We start from the raw sequence: 13,231 nt of genomic DNA, 5'->3' as shown, positions 1-13,231 counted from the left end.
CTTTCCTACGAAATCGGCGATCTCCTCGCAAAAGGAACCGGTATTTCCTCCTGGGACGATTTTGCGGCGAGGGTCTCCCCTGTTGCTTCTCGGGTCGCCGCACGACAGACTCGACAGCAGTGGAATTGTTTTCGAAAGAAGGGACGCCCGTGACGATGCGGTGGGGAATCTTGGGATGCGGCGACGTCGTGCGGAAGCGGGTTGCAGCCGCGATTCAAACGGTCGAAGGATGTGAACTGCTCGCCGTCTGTCGCCGCGATCACGACGCGCTCCAGCAATTCTGCGCCGACTTCTCCGTTTCGCGCGGTTATCCGTCAGCCGATCAGCTATTGGCCGACGAGGAGATCGACGCCGTCTATATCGCAACGCCGGTCGCAATGCATCTGCCGCAGGCATTGGCGTCGCTCGCCGCGGGCAAGCATGTGCTGGTCGAAAAGCCGATGGCGCTTCATCCGCACGAATGTCGCCTGATGATTGACGCCGCGAAAGAGATGAACCGGACGCTCGGCGTCGCCTACTATCGCCCCTTCTACCCGGTGCTGGATCGACTGAGCGAATTGATGCAGACCGGTCAGTTGGGAGAAGTGTTAGCGGTGCAGATCGCTTGTTCGGCGCCGATCGTCGCGAACGAAGATGGTTCGCCCCCCTGGCGAGTCGAGATGAAACATGGAGGGGGCGGACCTCTCATGGATGTCGGTAGTCACCGCATCGACGTGCTGTTGCGACTGTTCGGCGAAGTGGTCGACATTCGCGGAATCTGTTCGCGAACGGCGCCGGAAGAAGTGGAAAACGTTGCGAACTTCGTCCTGCAATTCGCGGACGGCGTCCAGGCGAGCGTCACCTGTCTATTTAACGCGGTGCAAGATCCTGATTCATTTGTCGTGATCGGCACGAAGGGGATCGCCGATCTCAGCCCGCTTAACTCAGGACGACTGATTCTGCGTAACGAGATGGGGGACCAGGTGGAGCAACACGCGCCCAATCCCAATTTCAATGTGCCGCTGATCGCCGACTTTGTCGCGGCGATTGAAGAAGACCGCCAGCCGCAAGTGAGCGGCGAAGATGGCCTGCTCGTCAATGAAGTGATCGAACAGATCTATCGCGATTCGCGGCAAGCGACTTAGCGAGCCGCTTCAAAACGGAACCGAATAATCGTCCCTTCGCCGGGTGCGCTGGTAACTTGAATCCGGCCTCCCAGCAGTTTCGCTCGCTGGCGCATGCTGCCCAGGCCAAACCCGTCGCGACCGGTCGCCTCGGGATCAAAACCGCGTCCCCAATCGCGTATTTCCGCGTCGATCAATCCGTCCGTATGTCGCAAGCGAACGCGAATCCTTTCTGACTGACTATGCTTGCTGGCGTTGTTGATCGCTTCTTGCAGGATGCGAAACAGCGTCGTCTCTTCGATGGGAGTAAGCCGGGGAAACTTCGCGTCGAGATGAAGCGCAACCGGAATGTCGTTATAGGCTTGCGAAGTCGCGAGAAAGTCGTCGATCGCCGCCGGTACGCCTGCTTCTTCCAAACCGGAAGGCTGTAAGCCTCCCATCAAGCGTCTCGCTTCGCTGATCGACTCACGTAGTAGCCGTTTGGCTTCGCGCGTCTCGTCATTCGCAACGTCCGACGCTTCCAAGTGCATTAACGCGCCGGTCGCGAGTTGTACGAAGCCGTCATGAATTTCGCAGGCGGTCAAACGTTGGGCGGTTTCCAATTGCCGAACCAATTCCCGCAGCGCGGTCGCTTCTTCCGCCGGATCGGAGGCCGCTTGGGCGGAAACCTGCGATAGGCGATGGACGATCACCCGCGGTCGCGCATGTCGATCGGCAACGGCGCTTCCCCGATCGCGTAGCAAACGCCACCCTCCGTCGCGGCGACGGACGCGGAATTGAACGTCGAAAGACTTCCGATCTCGCAACGTTTCCTCAACCGTGCGAACGACTCGCACCGCATCTTCTGGATGAACCAACTCCATCAGCGAGAGATCGTGGAGGAGAAACTCGTCCGGTTCGGCCGGCAAGAGCAAACGGATATCGCCAAATACGCCGATCGAAGTCCAACGCGTATCGACCTCGGATACGTAAATCGCCTCGTCGGTTCCAGCGGCGACTGCGTCGAATATTGCGGCGATACCTCCGCCGGCGTCGATATTCGTGCGATCCAGGTGAGAGATCAGTTCGTTGATTCTAGCGGCTTGGCTATATTGGTTGGCAGCGTCCGTCGTCACGGAGAAAACTCCTCTCGAATATGGACTGGAAACGTCCCCCTACACCCGACATCGACATAAGGAAACGCCGATGGCGACCGATCTCTCGCAGCTTATGGATCACCTCAACAGCGACGAAATTTCCGTTCGCCTGGCTGCTTGTGAAAAACTGGCTCAAATCGGCCCCGATGCCCGCAGCGCCGCGGTTCCGTTGTGTCGATTGACGGCCGATCCCGATGAGTCGGTACGTGAAGCGGCAGTCAGCGCACTAGAAACGTTGGAAACTCCGGCGATCGAGGATGCCTCAGCTCTCGCCCAGTTAATGAGTTCATCCGCAGCGGACGTCCGGTTTTGGGCGGCCACGCTTTTGGGCCGTCTTGGTCCGTCCGCTGAGCGACAAGCACCTGCCTTGCTGGCCGCAATTACGGGCGATCAAGCGATCCCAGTCCAACAAAAGGCGGTCTGGGCGATTGATCAGATTGGCGTGCGAACCGCTTCCGCGAAAGCGGCTCTCGAACAAGCGGCGCAGTCGACTGACCCGCGACTCGCTCGTTTGGCGACAAAGGCTCTCGCAAACTTTTAAGCGCCCCCATCTCTGGGTATGACTGCATCATACCCCAGCCCCAATATAGGAATAGAGATATTCCGTACAAATAGGGGGCCAGAGATATTTCGTGAAAAACCGGGCCCAAAAGACGATCTCGGCACAAATCAGGCCGATTCCGCATCTCCGCCTTTTGAGCGAGGAGCGGTCACGCGTTCAAATTCGGCGTAGTAATCGGGGTGATTCGTGCCAAACCACTGGTCCCAAAAATTGAAGTAGAGACCGTAGTTCGAGCTGACGCAGCGATGATGCATGTTGTGATGCACCCCGGTGTTATGCCAACGGCGCCAGGGACTACGCAGAAACCAGTGGGGAAATAACTCAAATCCCAAGTGCCCAAATACATTCATCCCGGTCATATACAGCATCCAGAATATGACCGTCAGCGGATGCATCGGCAGAAGAATGGCAGCCAGCGGCAAAATGATCGCTTGGACAAACGCCTCGACGGGATGAAATGCAAACGCAGCCCACGGAGTCGGATTATGACTCTGGTGGTGAATCCGATGAACCTTGGCGTAGAGCAACTTCGTGTGCAGCAGCCGATGCGTCCAATAGAACCACGCGTCGTGGATCACGATCATCGCGACGACCGAGAACCAGAAGTAGTAGTCGACCAGGGGATTGCCCCCGTAGTAGAACTGCAAGACTCCCGAAGCCTTTCCCAAGTAGACGATGACTCCGACGCCGGCGAAGATCGTCAGCGACGAGATGCTATAGAAGATCTCACGCCGCATTTCGGGGGCTGCGGCCAGTTTCTTTTGGATGGGGGTAATCCAGCCCGTTCGCCAAAGAATGACGTAGAAGAGGAGAAACGCTCCTCCCGCCGCGACGACGTACCGAATCAGGTTCGTCATATAAACCAAGGCGAATACGGTTCGAGCGCGGGAGACGACTTGCATATCCCAGCCGAGCGCCCAGTCAAGCGTCGTAATCGTCGCCGCCAACAAAAACAGACCGCCCAACCATGGGGCGACCGTCTTCAAAAACGGGAGAAAAATCGGCTTCGCGCGAACGGCTCGGTCGGCTTGCGGCGACTCCCATCGATCGGCAGTGCTGGCCGATTGCTCACTGGCGACGCTCATCGGATCCCTCGTCGGTTGGCAACGCGCAGAGAAAACTGAATTCTCGCGCAATCCCTTCAGCCTGGTCAACTCTATTTGAGCTAACTCTCTGCGGGAGGCTCCGGTTTCAGTACGATTCCGATCGGCGCATAAAAAAAGCGGCCCGAGTCGAAACTCGGACCGCTCGCTTACCACCAGGCCAGGGACCTCGATCCTGCCAACAGGCGTCGAGGAAGCTGGACGTTCTTGGCCTAGTTACTAGGCGCCGCAGCCGCAGTCGCTCTTGCAGCAGCAAGGAGCGGGGCAGCAAACCGTAACCGGAACCGTCTTGCAGACCACTTTCGGGACGCAACGGGTAACGGTGTAGGCTTCCTTACGCGGCACGCACTTGCAGACCTGAATGGTCTTCGTGTAGTGAACCGGCTTGCAGACGGTGTAGGGAACTTGCTTGGTGCAGGTTTCCGGAACCATCTTGCAGACGGTGTAAGGAACTTCCTTCGTCTTCACTTCACGTTCCATGTGGCAGACCTTGTAGGTGCACACTTTGGTGTGAGTTTCCGGGACCATGTGGCAGACCTTGTAGGTGCAGGTCTTGGTACGTTGTTCCGGAACCATCTTGCAGACCTTGTAGGTGCAGGTCTTGACGTGGTTTTCTTTCACCATGTGGCAGACCTTGTAGGTGCAAGTCTTGGTGACCGTTTCCGGAACCATCTTGCAAACCTTGTAGGTGCAGGTCTTGACGTGGTTTTCTTTGACCATGTGGCACACTTTGTAGGTGCAGGTCTTGGTGCGAGTTTCCGGAACCATCTTGCAGACGGTGTACGGGCACTCTTTCTTGATCACTTCGCGTTCGTACTTAACGCAGTTGATCGTCTTTTCCTTCACTTCCGGAATCCAAACCTTCTTGCAGCACTTGCGCGGCGGGCACTGGACTTCGACGACTTTCGTCTCGCCCGGGCAGTAAACGCACTTGCAGCAGCAAGGATCCCAAGTCCAGCAACCCGGTTCCTGGACGCACTTCTTCACGACCGGACCAGGAATTTCGGTAACTTCGGTTTCGTAGTGACCGCAGTTGATCTGGATGGTCTTGGTGTAGTGGACCGGCTTGCAGACGGTGTGGCAAACTTCACGAACTTTCGTTTCGTAAACCGGCTTGCAGACCGTGTAGCTGATCTCTTTCGTCTTGGTTTCCCAGACCGGCTTGCACGTGGTGTAGCAAATGTCCTTGGTCTTGGTTTCCCAAACCGGCTTGCACACCGTGTAGCAAATGTCCTTGGTCTTGGTTTCCCAAACCGGCTTGCACGTGGTGTAGCAGATGTCCTTGGTTTTGGTTTCCCAAACCGGCTTGCACACCGTGTAGCAAATGTCCTTGGTCTTGGTTTCCCAGACCGGCTTGCAGACCGTGTAGTTGATCTCTTTGGTCTTCGTTTCCCAAACCGGCTTGCAGACCGTATAGGTGCAAGTGCGGACCTTGGTTTCGTAGACCGGCTTGCAAACCGTGTAGGTGCAATCCTTGTACAGCGTTTCCTTTTCGTAACGCACGCAATCAATCGTCTTCTCTTCCATCACCTTGTCGTACACAGTCTTGTAGCAGGTGATTTCTTGTTTTTCGTACTGGACCTCTTTGCAGGTCTTGTTGACCGTATAGCACTGTTGCTTGCAGCACTCGTAGCTGACCGGCTCGCAGCAGCAGCAGTTACGGAAGCTGAACAGGCCGCAATAGCCCGCTTCAGCCGTAGTTACCGAGCCTACGGTCAGCAAGACCGCGAGCACCGGCGCCCAAAGAAACGCTCTCATTTCCAATTCTCCTTAGCTGACAGAATCGCTGTGTTGTGACAAAGGGCCTGGCCTGGTTTGGCGAAGCGCTCGCCGTGTCCTTTAGCCCTCAAATCCGAAAAATCCGTGCAGAATCCTCCGACCGCTCCAGATCTGATTTGGGCGTCGACTGGGGCTGATGCTGTCGCGTACAGTCTTCCCAGTCATCCCAAGCATTACCTGGATGTCCTAACTTATCGTCAATCTGGGTCAACAGCTTGAGATAGTTCGACTAGATAAAATGTCGTCATAGAGCGAATGGGGAATGATGGAGAAATTGAATCGACGGCACACTGCTAGCATCCGTTGCAACCGAAACATCTCGTACATCCGGCCCAAGATACTACCCTTCTTAGGGAATTCGCGAGTAACGCCGCTTGAAACGCACCTGATTTGCTTGACGCGACATCGCTGTAACGTAAGTAGAAGAAGCGGATCGCAATTTCGCGTCGCCACTTGAGAAACCGTACTTACTTTTGCCGGGCGGCAAGTAATTCGCAGGAGACAATTCCCCATGTCCAACAAGAAACATTCTGGTTTCACGTTGATTGAAGTTCTGATCGTCGTCGTGATCCTGGCCGTGCTGGCCGCGACAGTGATTCCCCAATTCACCGACTCGACCGATGACGCCAAGTCAAGCAGCGTGAAATTCAACCTCCACACGCTTCGTTCGCAAATTCAGCTCTATCGCGCTCAGCACGAAGGTCGCCTCCCCAGCGCCACGCTGAATGAATTGCTGATCAAGACGAACGTCGACAGTTCCTCCACCGGCTCGCCGGAGCTTGGTCCCTACCTGTCGAAATTGCCGGTCAACTCGTACACCAATTCGGCGACCGTGAAGACGATCACCGCCGTTCCGACTTCGTCGGACGTCACCGATACCCACGGCTGGCTCTACAATACGACCAACGGAAACATTTACATCAACCACGAAGATATGCTGGCTGAGTAAACGCTTGCCCGGCGCAAAAACTCGTACAGGTTTCGTATCGAAGCCCCTTTGCCGATCTCGGCGAAGGGGCTTTTTAATTGCGTCCTCCCAAAAATCGCCAATGGAAGACTCGCGGCCGTAATACCTGGAAATCTCCCCTGCGACGTCTTGGGTTGCCTTAGAAGAACCCGAAGCGATAGAGTAAAGGCAGGCAGTGACAGAAATTACTCGTCCCCGCGGATCCGATGAGCAAGTCGAAAGACAAGAACAAACCGACCTCCGACGCCGTTCCCAAGGCGGTCGTCAGTCGACTTAGCTTATATCTGCGAGAATTGCAGCGACTTCAGCGTGACGGAGTCGTTACGACTAGCAGTACGCAACTCGGCCAACTCCTTGGATTTACAGACGCCCAGGTTCGCAAGGATCTGGCCCATTTCGGGCACTTCGGCTATCCCGGCGTCGGCTATCGCTGCAGCGAGTTGGTCTCCGCCATCAAACTGATCATTGGAACGGACCGTACCTGGCCCGTCGTCTTGGCCGGCGTTGGTAACTTGGGACGAGCCCTACTCGGTCACCGCGGATTCAGCCACCAAGGCTTTGACATTGTCGCCGCAGTCGATTCCGACCCGACGAAATTCGGGAAGACGCTCGATGGAATCGAGATCCGTCCGATATCGCAGCTTCCCGAAATCGTCGTGCAGCATGACGTCCGTTTGGCGATAATTGCGGCGCCTGCGTCGGCTGCTCAAGAAGTGGCGGAGCGGATAGTCGCAGCCGGAATTTACGGCATTTTGAATTTCGCCCCGATCACGCTCCATTTACCGCCGGAAGTCGCGGTTTCCAGCGTTGATCTCGCGATTGAAATGGAACAATTGTCGTTTGCGATGACGAACCTGCGTCCGCAAAGCGAGCTCCTATCAGGGGAAGAGCCGTCTGGCGACTAAGGGCCTCTTGTCGACCAGTGGACCTGTTGGTTAAGATAGCCCCTTCACATTTTTACCCCCTAGTGTAATGGTAACACTACAGTTTTTGGCACTGTCATTCAAGGTTCGAATCCTTGGGGGGTAGCTTCTTCAGACGCCGACTTCGGCGTCTTTTTTTTGCCGCTATGCTAGAATCGGCGTAACGCCGACGACCCGCACGGAATCGAAGGCATCGTCCGCCCGGTCTTTGATGGCGACGCCCCTACTTTCGGGGGGCGACACGACCATCGAGCAATTTTGGGGGTCTCGATGACCGAGAAAATTTGGCACCTGAAGAACTGCCGTATCTTCGAGCAGTTGTCCGCCGCAGAAATCGAACGACTCGACGCTTGCTCACGTGTTCGCCGTTTCGCGAAGCGATCTCCGATTTACCTCCCCGCCGAACGTGCGGATACGGTACTTCTGCTCGCCTCCGGACGCGTGAAAATCTGCCACCTGACTCCTGAGGGAAAACAGTCGATCCTGGCCTTCATTGAGCCGGGCGAGCTATTCGGTGAATTGTCGATTCTCGACGGCGAAGCGCGTGACGAATACGCCGAAGCGGTCGAAGCGTCGATGATCGTTTCGATCCCGAAGGAAGCGATGCACGAGTTGATGGAATCGCGTCCCGGTCTATCGATCGGCGTGACTAAGCTGATCGGCCTGCGCCGCCGTCGCATCGAGCGTCGAGTGAAGAACCTTCTCTTCCTGTCGAACCGCGACCGCTTGGCCCATTTGCTGCTGGAATTAGCTGAAAGCTACGGCAAACGAACCGACGACGGCGTCGAGCTTGAAATTCGCTTGTCGCACCAAGATTTGGCGAACATCGTCGGCAGCACCCGCGAGACGGTGACCGTCGTGCTGGGCGAACTGCAGAATGACGGCCTGGTGAAAGTCGGTCGCCGCCGCATTGTCCTCCGTTCGCTGCAACGTCTGGCCCAAAGCGTTCAGGCTCCGGAACCGCAAATTCCAGAAATCCACGAAGCGCCGGCCCAGGAACCGAGCTTTCGGTTTGGCTTCGGCACGTGACGTTTTTCCGCGAAATCACCCCAGTTCGTAGAACTCCACACCAATCTCTCGTCGAACATTGCGTACGATTAGGTAGTTTTCCGTTTCCAGCTGCCTGCGGCCCCAACTTCCAACTGCATGAACGAGCACGACCCAGAATCTTGGCGACCCTGCCGAGCCGGCGAATTTGCCGAGGTCGCCCGGAACCTCGTTACGCTCCGTCGTCGCCGCTTGGCGATCCAGACGGTTGGGAGTTTGTGCTCCGTCTTCTTGGTAATTGGCATCGTCCTCTGGTTGGGACCTGCGCGTCCCATTCCGATTTACGCCGGCATCAGCTGCAGCCAGTGCCGGAACCAAATGCCGGCCTACCGTTCGCAAACGCTCAGCGTCAGCCAGATGCAGCAAATGGACGCCCATTTCCAGCACTGCCCCGGCTGCAAAAGGCATTACGATGCGATGAGCGAGTGCGAAGAGAAGAAGGACTGCGATAAAGAGAAATGCGACGAAGTCGGCGACTGCAAAGCGGTGGAGAACTGCAAGGTCTCCCGCTGCATGCTCTGGAAATGCCAGGCACAGACCTGTAAGTCTTCCTGTAAAGAAGCGCCCGCCTGCGAACAGACGCCAGAGTGCGACGCCAAGCCTCACTAGCTGTCCGGCGGCGATTCGCCCCCTATTCTGCAAGAAAACGATCGGGCGAAACGCGGGGGGGACGGCGTTAATCGCCCGACCGTCTTACGGTGCACTACTTCTTATTTTTCCGCGCCGCAAAGTCTGCGTCGGCGAAATGTCTTACGAACGCCGGGGAAAACAACGCCAGATGGTTTGAGCATTCTTGCTCCTTCGCACTGTATTCGAGCACGATCTGCCGTTAAAATTTAAAAAATATCACCTTGCTTCCCCCCTACTCTTGCCCCCCAAATAGTTGATGTCGACGCTGATTGTCGCTGCGCTCTCTTTCTTTGGCTTCATCCTCGCCTACCACACCTATGGACGTTGGCTTGGTCGAAAGATTTTTCGACTCGATCACGAGGCGGTCACCCCCAGTCACCAATTGCGCGATGACGTCGACTACGTGCCGACCAATCGCGAAGTCGTCTTCGGACACCACTTCACCAGCATCGCCGGAACGGGACCGATCGTCGGCCCCGCGATCGCCGTCTTTTGGGGTTGGCTCCCTGCCCTGCTCTGGGTCGTTTTCGGCTCGATCTTCGTCGGCGCCGTACATGACTTCGGGGCGCTTGTCGTTTCGCTACGCAATCGCGGGCAAACGATCGGCGAAGTCGCTGGCCGTCTGATCAATCCACGGGCAAAGTTCCTGTTCCTGATGGTCCTGGCTTTGGCTCTGACCGTGGTGTTGGCGATCTTCGGTCTGGTGATCGCCCTCATCTTCGCCAAATATCCGCAGTCGGTTCTCTCGGTCTGGGTCGAAGTTCCAGTCGCGATTGCGATCGGCTACTACGTTTGCCGCAAGGGAGGAAACCTCCTCTGGCCGTCGCTCGCCGCCCTGGTGGTGATGTACGGCGCGATCGTCATCGGCGTTTATTGGCTGCCGATCGACCTGACTCAGTTGCTGGGCGTGAACTTGTTGACCCCGGCCGAGATGCCGGCCGATGCGACCTGGTGGCAGTACTACGGCAACGCGGTCGTGATCTGGACGGTGATCCTGTTGATCTACTGCTTTATCGCGTCGGTAATGCCGGTCTGGACGCTGCTGCAACCACGCGACTACATCAACAGCCATGAGCTGGTTTTGGCACTCTTCCTGTTGGGGCTTGGCCTGGTTGTCGCTTCGCTTACCGGCGCCGCCAACTTGTTCGCCAGCGCCCCGCCGGTCGCCGAAAATATCCCGCTCGACGCTCCCCCGATTTTCCCGTTTCTGTTCATCACCATTGCGTGCGGCGCCTGTAGCGGCTTCCACTGCTTGGTAAGCAGCGGCACGTCGAGCAAACAGGTCGCCAACGAGAAGGACGCTCAGTACGTCGGCTACGGCGCCATGCTGCTCGAAGGAGCGCTGGCGGTCGTGGTAATTCTCGCCTGCTGTGCCGGCGTCGGCATGGGGCGTTACGAACGAACGCCGGATGGCACTTACCAAGCGGTGATGACGGCCGAAGGACAACCGATGGTCGGCCGCGCCTCATGGGAAGCTCGCTATGACGCTAGCGCCGGCTGGGCGAAGTTTAACAACCTGGGCAACATGGTCGGCGCGTTCGTCGACGGCGGCGCCAACTTCCTGACCGCGATCGGCATTCCGCTTCGCTTGGGTCTCGGGATCATGGCGGTGCTGGTCGCCAGCTTCGCGGCGACGACGCTCGACACGGCGACGCGACTCCAGCGATACGTCCTGCAAGAGCTATTCGCCTCCTCGCCGGTAACCAAGCCTCTCTCCGACAAATACATTGCGACCGGCATCGCAGTTGGTCTCGGCGGCCTGGTGGCGATCTTCGCCGGCAATTCGCCTGGCGCCGGTGGAATGCTGCTGTGGCCGCTGTTTGGCGCCGTCAATCAATTGCTAGCCGGGATGGCGTTGATGGTCACCATCTTCTATCTCTGGCGCCGCAAGATTCCGGTCTGGTTCGCATTGCCGCCGATGATCCTGATGCTTTTCCTGCCGGCGATCGCGACGCTGTGGAACATGTTCAATGGCGACACCGCCTGGTTTATCGAGAAGTACCCGCAACTGGCCTGGCTCGGAGAGTTCTTCCGCGGCGACACCGGCTTCTTCTGGAACGGCAAGTATCTCCTCTTCGGGTTTAGCGTCGGTACGCTGATCCTACAGGCCTGGATGATGGTTGAGGCGGTCCTGATGTGGCCGAAAGCCAAGGGCGTGCTCGAAGAAGCGCTGCCGCCGCTGACGGGAGCCGCTGAAGCAGGCGTAGCCCCCGAGTACGCGACGGCCGGCGGTCAAAACTAAGATGGCCGATCCGGGGAAGTCGGCGGCATGTCCTAACTGCCGACTTCCAATGGCGTTGCCAGAAGATTCGCAGACCGGCGAGATTGCCTGCCCGGTCTGCACGCTGGCGCTCTATTACGTTTGCCTGGAGGCAGACGGAGAAATGGCGCCGATGCTGATTCGGCAAGGTTCGATGCCGGTCTCCGATTGGCGCGAGCTCTGCCAATGCTTGCAGCGCCGCGATTCGCTGTCGACCGTCGACGCGGTACTCTTGCTCGAGGAGTACCGCGATACGCAATAGCGTTACTGGCGAAAGCTAGACGCGCTGCCCGGTCACCAGTTCGCGGAATCGCTCGAACAGGTACTCGCTATCATGCGGACCGGCCGAAGCTTCTGGATGGTACTGCACACTGAATGCAGGCAGCGTCTTGTGCTGCACGCCGGCGATGGTGTTGTCGTTCAGATTGCGATGGGTGATTTCCAGGCAATCGGGAAGCGACTCTTCTTCGACGGCGAAGCCATGGTTTTGCGACGTGATTTCGACCTTGTTGGTCGTGACGTCCAAAACGGGCTGATTGGCGCCGCGATGACCGAACTTCAACTTGAAGGTCTTCGCGCCGCAGGCCAGCGACAGCAGCTGATGCCCCAAGCAAATGCCAAAGATCGGCTTCTTGCCCAAGAGGCCTCGAATCGTTTCGATCGGGCCGACCAGCGGTTCCGGATCGCCAGGGCCATTCGACAGGAAGACGGCGTCTGGGTTTTGCGCTAGCACTTCTTCCGCAGTCGAAGAGCCAGGCATCACGGTTACTTTGCAGCCCATGTCCTGCAGATGCCGCGGGATATTCCATTTCATGCCGAAATCGAGAGCGACGACGTGCAGGTCAAGTTCGCTGCGCGATTTCTCGGCTCGATTTCTGTCCCCCATCTTCACCCACGGGCTCAGCTTTTCGCTCCAGTCAGATCCTTCCGCCGGCATGACCTCTTTCACAAGGTCACGGCCGACCAGACCGGCGCTGTTGCGAGCTTTTTCGACCAGCGAAGCGTCATCCAGGTCGATCGTCGAGAGAACGCCTTTCATGGCGCCACTGTTACGCAAGCGTCGAACGAGAGCTCGCGTATCGATCCCGGTGAGTCCAACGACGTTGTTTTCTTTCAGGAATTCGTCGAGCGACTTGTTCGCGCGGAAGTTGCTGACGCGTCGACTACATTCACGCACGATAAATCCGGACATGTGCGTCTTGGAGCTCTCCATGTCCTCGGTATTCACCCCGTAATTACCGATCTGCGTGTAGGTCATGGTCAAAATTTGGCCACGATAGCTAGGATCGGTCAGGATTTCCTGATAACCGGTCATCGACGTGTTGAAGCAAACTTCCCCGTCGACTTCTCCCTCAGCACCCAAAGAAAGACCAGTAAAAACGGTTCCGTCTTCCAGCGCCAGTTTCGCGATCGGTTGCGTCATTGCGTTATCGTCAGATTCTGTTTCAGGTGAATCGAATGCGAACTCTTTCTCAAACGGCAAGGTCGTTCTCTTCCTAACGACCGTCTGAGCCAAGCGTCGCTTAAAGTATTGCGGGTGCGAAGCCCGATATCCATCAGTACGGCTGTGGGTCTCCGGGCTTCGGTCCGGACAGCCAATTTGGGAGGACTCTTGTTTCGGCGAGCGAGAGTCCTCCTTTTTTCATGCGCCGGGGGCGCAAATTTGGGTCATTATAGGAATCTCCGCTAGCTCCGACTAGGACCAAGTCTTGTGCAGCTCG

The 13,231-nt window shown here is 57.1% G+C and carries 12 protein-coding genes; 8 read left to right on the top strand and 4 right to left on the bottom strand.

Annotation, left to right across the window (positions count from 1 at the left end; all coding sequences use genetic code 11):
- Positions 1 to 119 precede the first annotated feature (119 nt).
- Entirely contained in the window at positions 120 to 1,124 is a 1,005-nt protein-coding gene (locus LOC68_RS00600) for a Gfo/Idh/MocA family protein (RefSeq protein ID WP_230214351.1), read from the top strand.
- On the opposite strand, the gene LOC68_RS00595 is transcribed toward LOC68_RS00600, so the two are convergent.
- The gene (locus tag LOC68_RS00595; protein WP_230214349.1) at positions 1,121 to 2,218 is read right to left on the bottom strand and encodes a sensor histidine kinase; all 1,098 of its coding nucleotides are present in this window, start codon (positions 2,216 to 2,218) and stop codon (positions 1,121 to 1,123) included. The two genes, LOC68_RS00600 and LOC68_RS00595, sit on opposite strands and share 4 nt — an antisense overlap.
- 70 nt (positions 2,219 to 2,288) lie before the next feature.
- On the opposite strand from LOC68_RS00595, the gene LOC68_RS00590 reads away from it, so the two are divergent.
- The gene (locus LOC68_RS00590) at positions 2,289 to 2,780 is read left to right on the top strand and encodes a HEAT repeat domain-containing protein (RefSeq protein ID WP_230214346.1); all 492 of its coding nucleotides are present in this window, start codon (positions 2,289 to 2,291) and stop codon (positions 2,778 to 2,780) included.
- 128 nt (positions 2,781 to 2,908) lie between these two features.
- Here the strand turns inward: LOC68_RS00590 and LOC68_RS00585 are convergent, their stop codons facing one another.
- Both LOC68_RS00585 and LOC68_RS00580 read right to left on the bottom strand, forming a co-directional pair.
- Positions 2,909 to 3,886, bottom strand: a complete 978-nt coding sequence (locus LOC68_RS00585) for a sterol desaturase family protein (protein WP_230214345.1) — start codon at positions 3,884 to 3,886, stop codon at positions 2,909 to 2,911.
- Positions 3,887 to 4,123: 237 nt separating this feature from the next.
- Complete coding sequence (locus LOC68_RS00580; RefSeq protein ID WP_230214342.1) at positions 4,124 to 5,662, bottom strand: hypothetical protein; 1,539 nt, start codon at positions 5,660 to 5,662, stop codon at positions 4,124 to 4,126.
- A gap of 532 nt (positions 5,663 to 6,194) precedes the next feature.
- Between LOC68_RS00580 and LOC68_RS00575 the strand changes: the two genes are divergently transcribed.
- From LOC68_RS00575 to LOC68_RS00550, 6 genes are all read left to right on the top strand, one after another.
- Entirely contained in the window at positions 6,195 to 6,632 is a 438-nt protein-coding gene (locus tag LOC68_RS00575; protein ID WP_230214341.1) for a type II secretion system protein, read from the top strand.
- Positions 6,633 to 6,856: 224 nt separating this feature from the next.
- Positions 6,857 to 7,555, top strand: coding sequence for a redox-sensing transcriptional repressor Rex (locus LOC68_RS00570; RefSeq protein ID WP_230214339.1), 699 nt, complete (start codon positions 6,857 to 6,859; stop codon positions 7,553 to 7,555).
- Between the two features lie 288 nt (positions 7,556 to 7,843).
- Positions 7,844 to 8,602 carry a Crp/Fnr family transcriptional regulator gene (locus LOC68_RS00565; RefSeq protein WP_230214338.1) on the top strand — a complete coding sequence of 253 codons (759 nt, stop codon included), beginning with the start codon at positions 7,844 to 7,846 and terminating at the stop codon, positions 8,600 to 8,602.
- 117 nt (positions 8,603 to 8,719) lie between these two features.
- Positions 8,720 to 9,229, top strand: a complete 510-nt coding sequence (locus LOC68_RS00560) for a zf-HC2 domain-containing protein (RefSeq protein WP_230214336.1) — start codon at positions 8,720 to 8,722, stop codon at positions 9,227 to 9,229.
- A 277-nt stretch (positions 9,230 to 9,506) separates the two neighbouring features.
- Positions 9,507 to 11,492 (top strand): carbon starvation CstA family protein, encoded by a 1,986-nt coding sequence (locus LOC68_RS00555; RefSeq protein WP_230214333.1) that lies wholly within the window; start codon positions 9,507 to 9,509, stop codon positions 11,490 to 11,492.
- A 49-nt stretch (positions 11,493 to 11,541) separates the two neighbouring features.
- A complete protein-coding gene (locus LOC68_RS00550; RefSeq protein ID WP_230214331.1) occupies positions 11,542 to 11,772 on the top strand; it encodes a hypothetical protein in 231 nt (76 codons plus the stop codon).
- A gap of 15 nt (positions 11,773 to 11,787) precedes the next feature.
- On the opposite strand, the gene carA is transcribed toward LOC68_RS00550, so the two are convergent.
- Positions 11,788 to 12,933: a glutamine-hydrolyzing carbamoyl-phosphate synthase small subunit gene (carA, locus tag LOC68_RS00545; RefSeq protein ID WP_230214329.1), complete on the bottom strand. Its 1,146-nt coding sequence runs from the start codon at positions 12,931 to 12,933 to the stop codon at positions 11,788 to 11,790.
- Positions 12,934 to 13,231 lie beyond the last annotated feature (298 nt).

Origin of the sequence: Blastopirellula sediminis (assembly GCF_020966755.1) — a bacterium.
GTDB lineage: Bacteria > Planctomycetota > Planctomycetia > Pirellulales > Pirellulaceae > Blastopirellula > Blastopirellula sediminis.
This window is presented reverse-complemented; position numbering and strand designations above follow the sequence as displayed.

Coding starts and splice junctions, on each gene's coding strand:
- LOC68_RS00590 (WP_230214346.1), top strand. CDS start 2,289: ATGGCGACCGATCTCTCGCAGCTTATGGATCACCTCAACAGCGACGAA.
- LOC68_RS00585 (WP_230214345.1), bottom strand. CDS start 3,886: ATGAGCGTCGCCAGTGAGCAATCGGCCAGCACTGCCGATCGATGGGAG.
- LOC68_RS00580 (WP_230214342.1), bottom strand. CDS start 5,662: ATGAGAGCGTTTCTTTGGGCGCCGGTGCTCGCGGTCTTGCTGACCGTA.
- LOC68_RS00575 (WP_230214341.1), top strand. CDS start 6,195: ATGTCCAACAAGAAACATTCTGGTTTCACGTTGATTGAAGTTCTGATC.
- LOC68_RS00570 (WP_230214339.1), top strand. CDS start 6,857: ATGAGCAAGTCGAAAGACAAGAACAAACCGACCTCCGACGCCGTTCCC.
- LOC68_RS00565 (WP_230214338.1), top strand. CDS start 7,844: ATGACCGAGAAAATTTGGCACCTGAAGAACTGCCGTATCTTCGAGCAG.
- LOC68_RS00560 (WP_230214336.1), top strand. CDS start 8,720: ATGAACGAGCACGACCCAGAATCTTGGCGACCCTGCCGAGCCGGCGAA.
- LOC68_RS00555 (WP_230214333.1), top strand. CDS start 9,507: ATGTCGACGCTGATTGTCGCTGCGCTCTCTTTCTTTGGCTTCATCCTC.
- LOC68_RS00550 (WP_230214331.1), top strand. CDS start 11,542: ATGGCGTTGCCAGAAGATTCGCAGACCGGCGAGATTGCCTGCCCGGTC.
- carA (WP_230214329.1), bottom strand. CDS start 12,933: ATGACGCAACCGATCGCGAAACTGGCGCTGGAAGACGGAACCGTTTTT.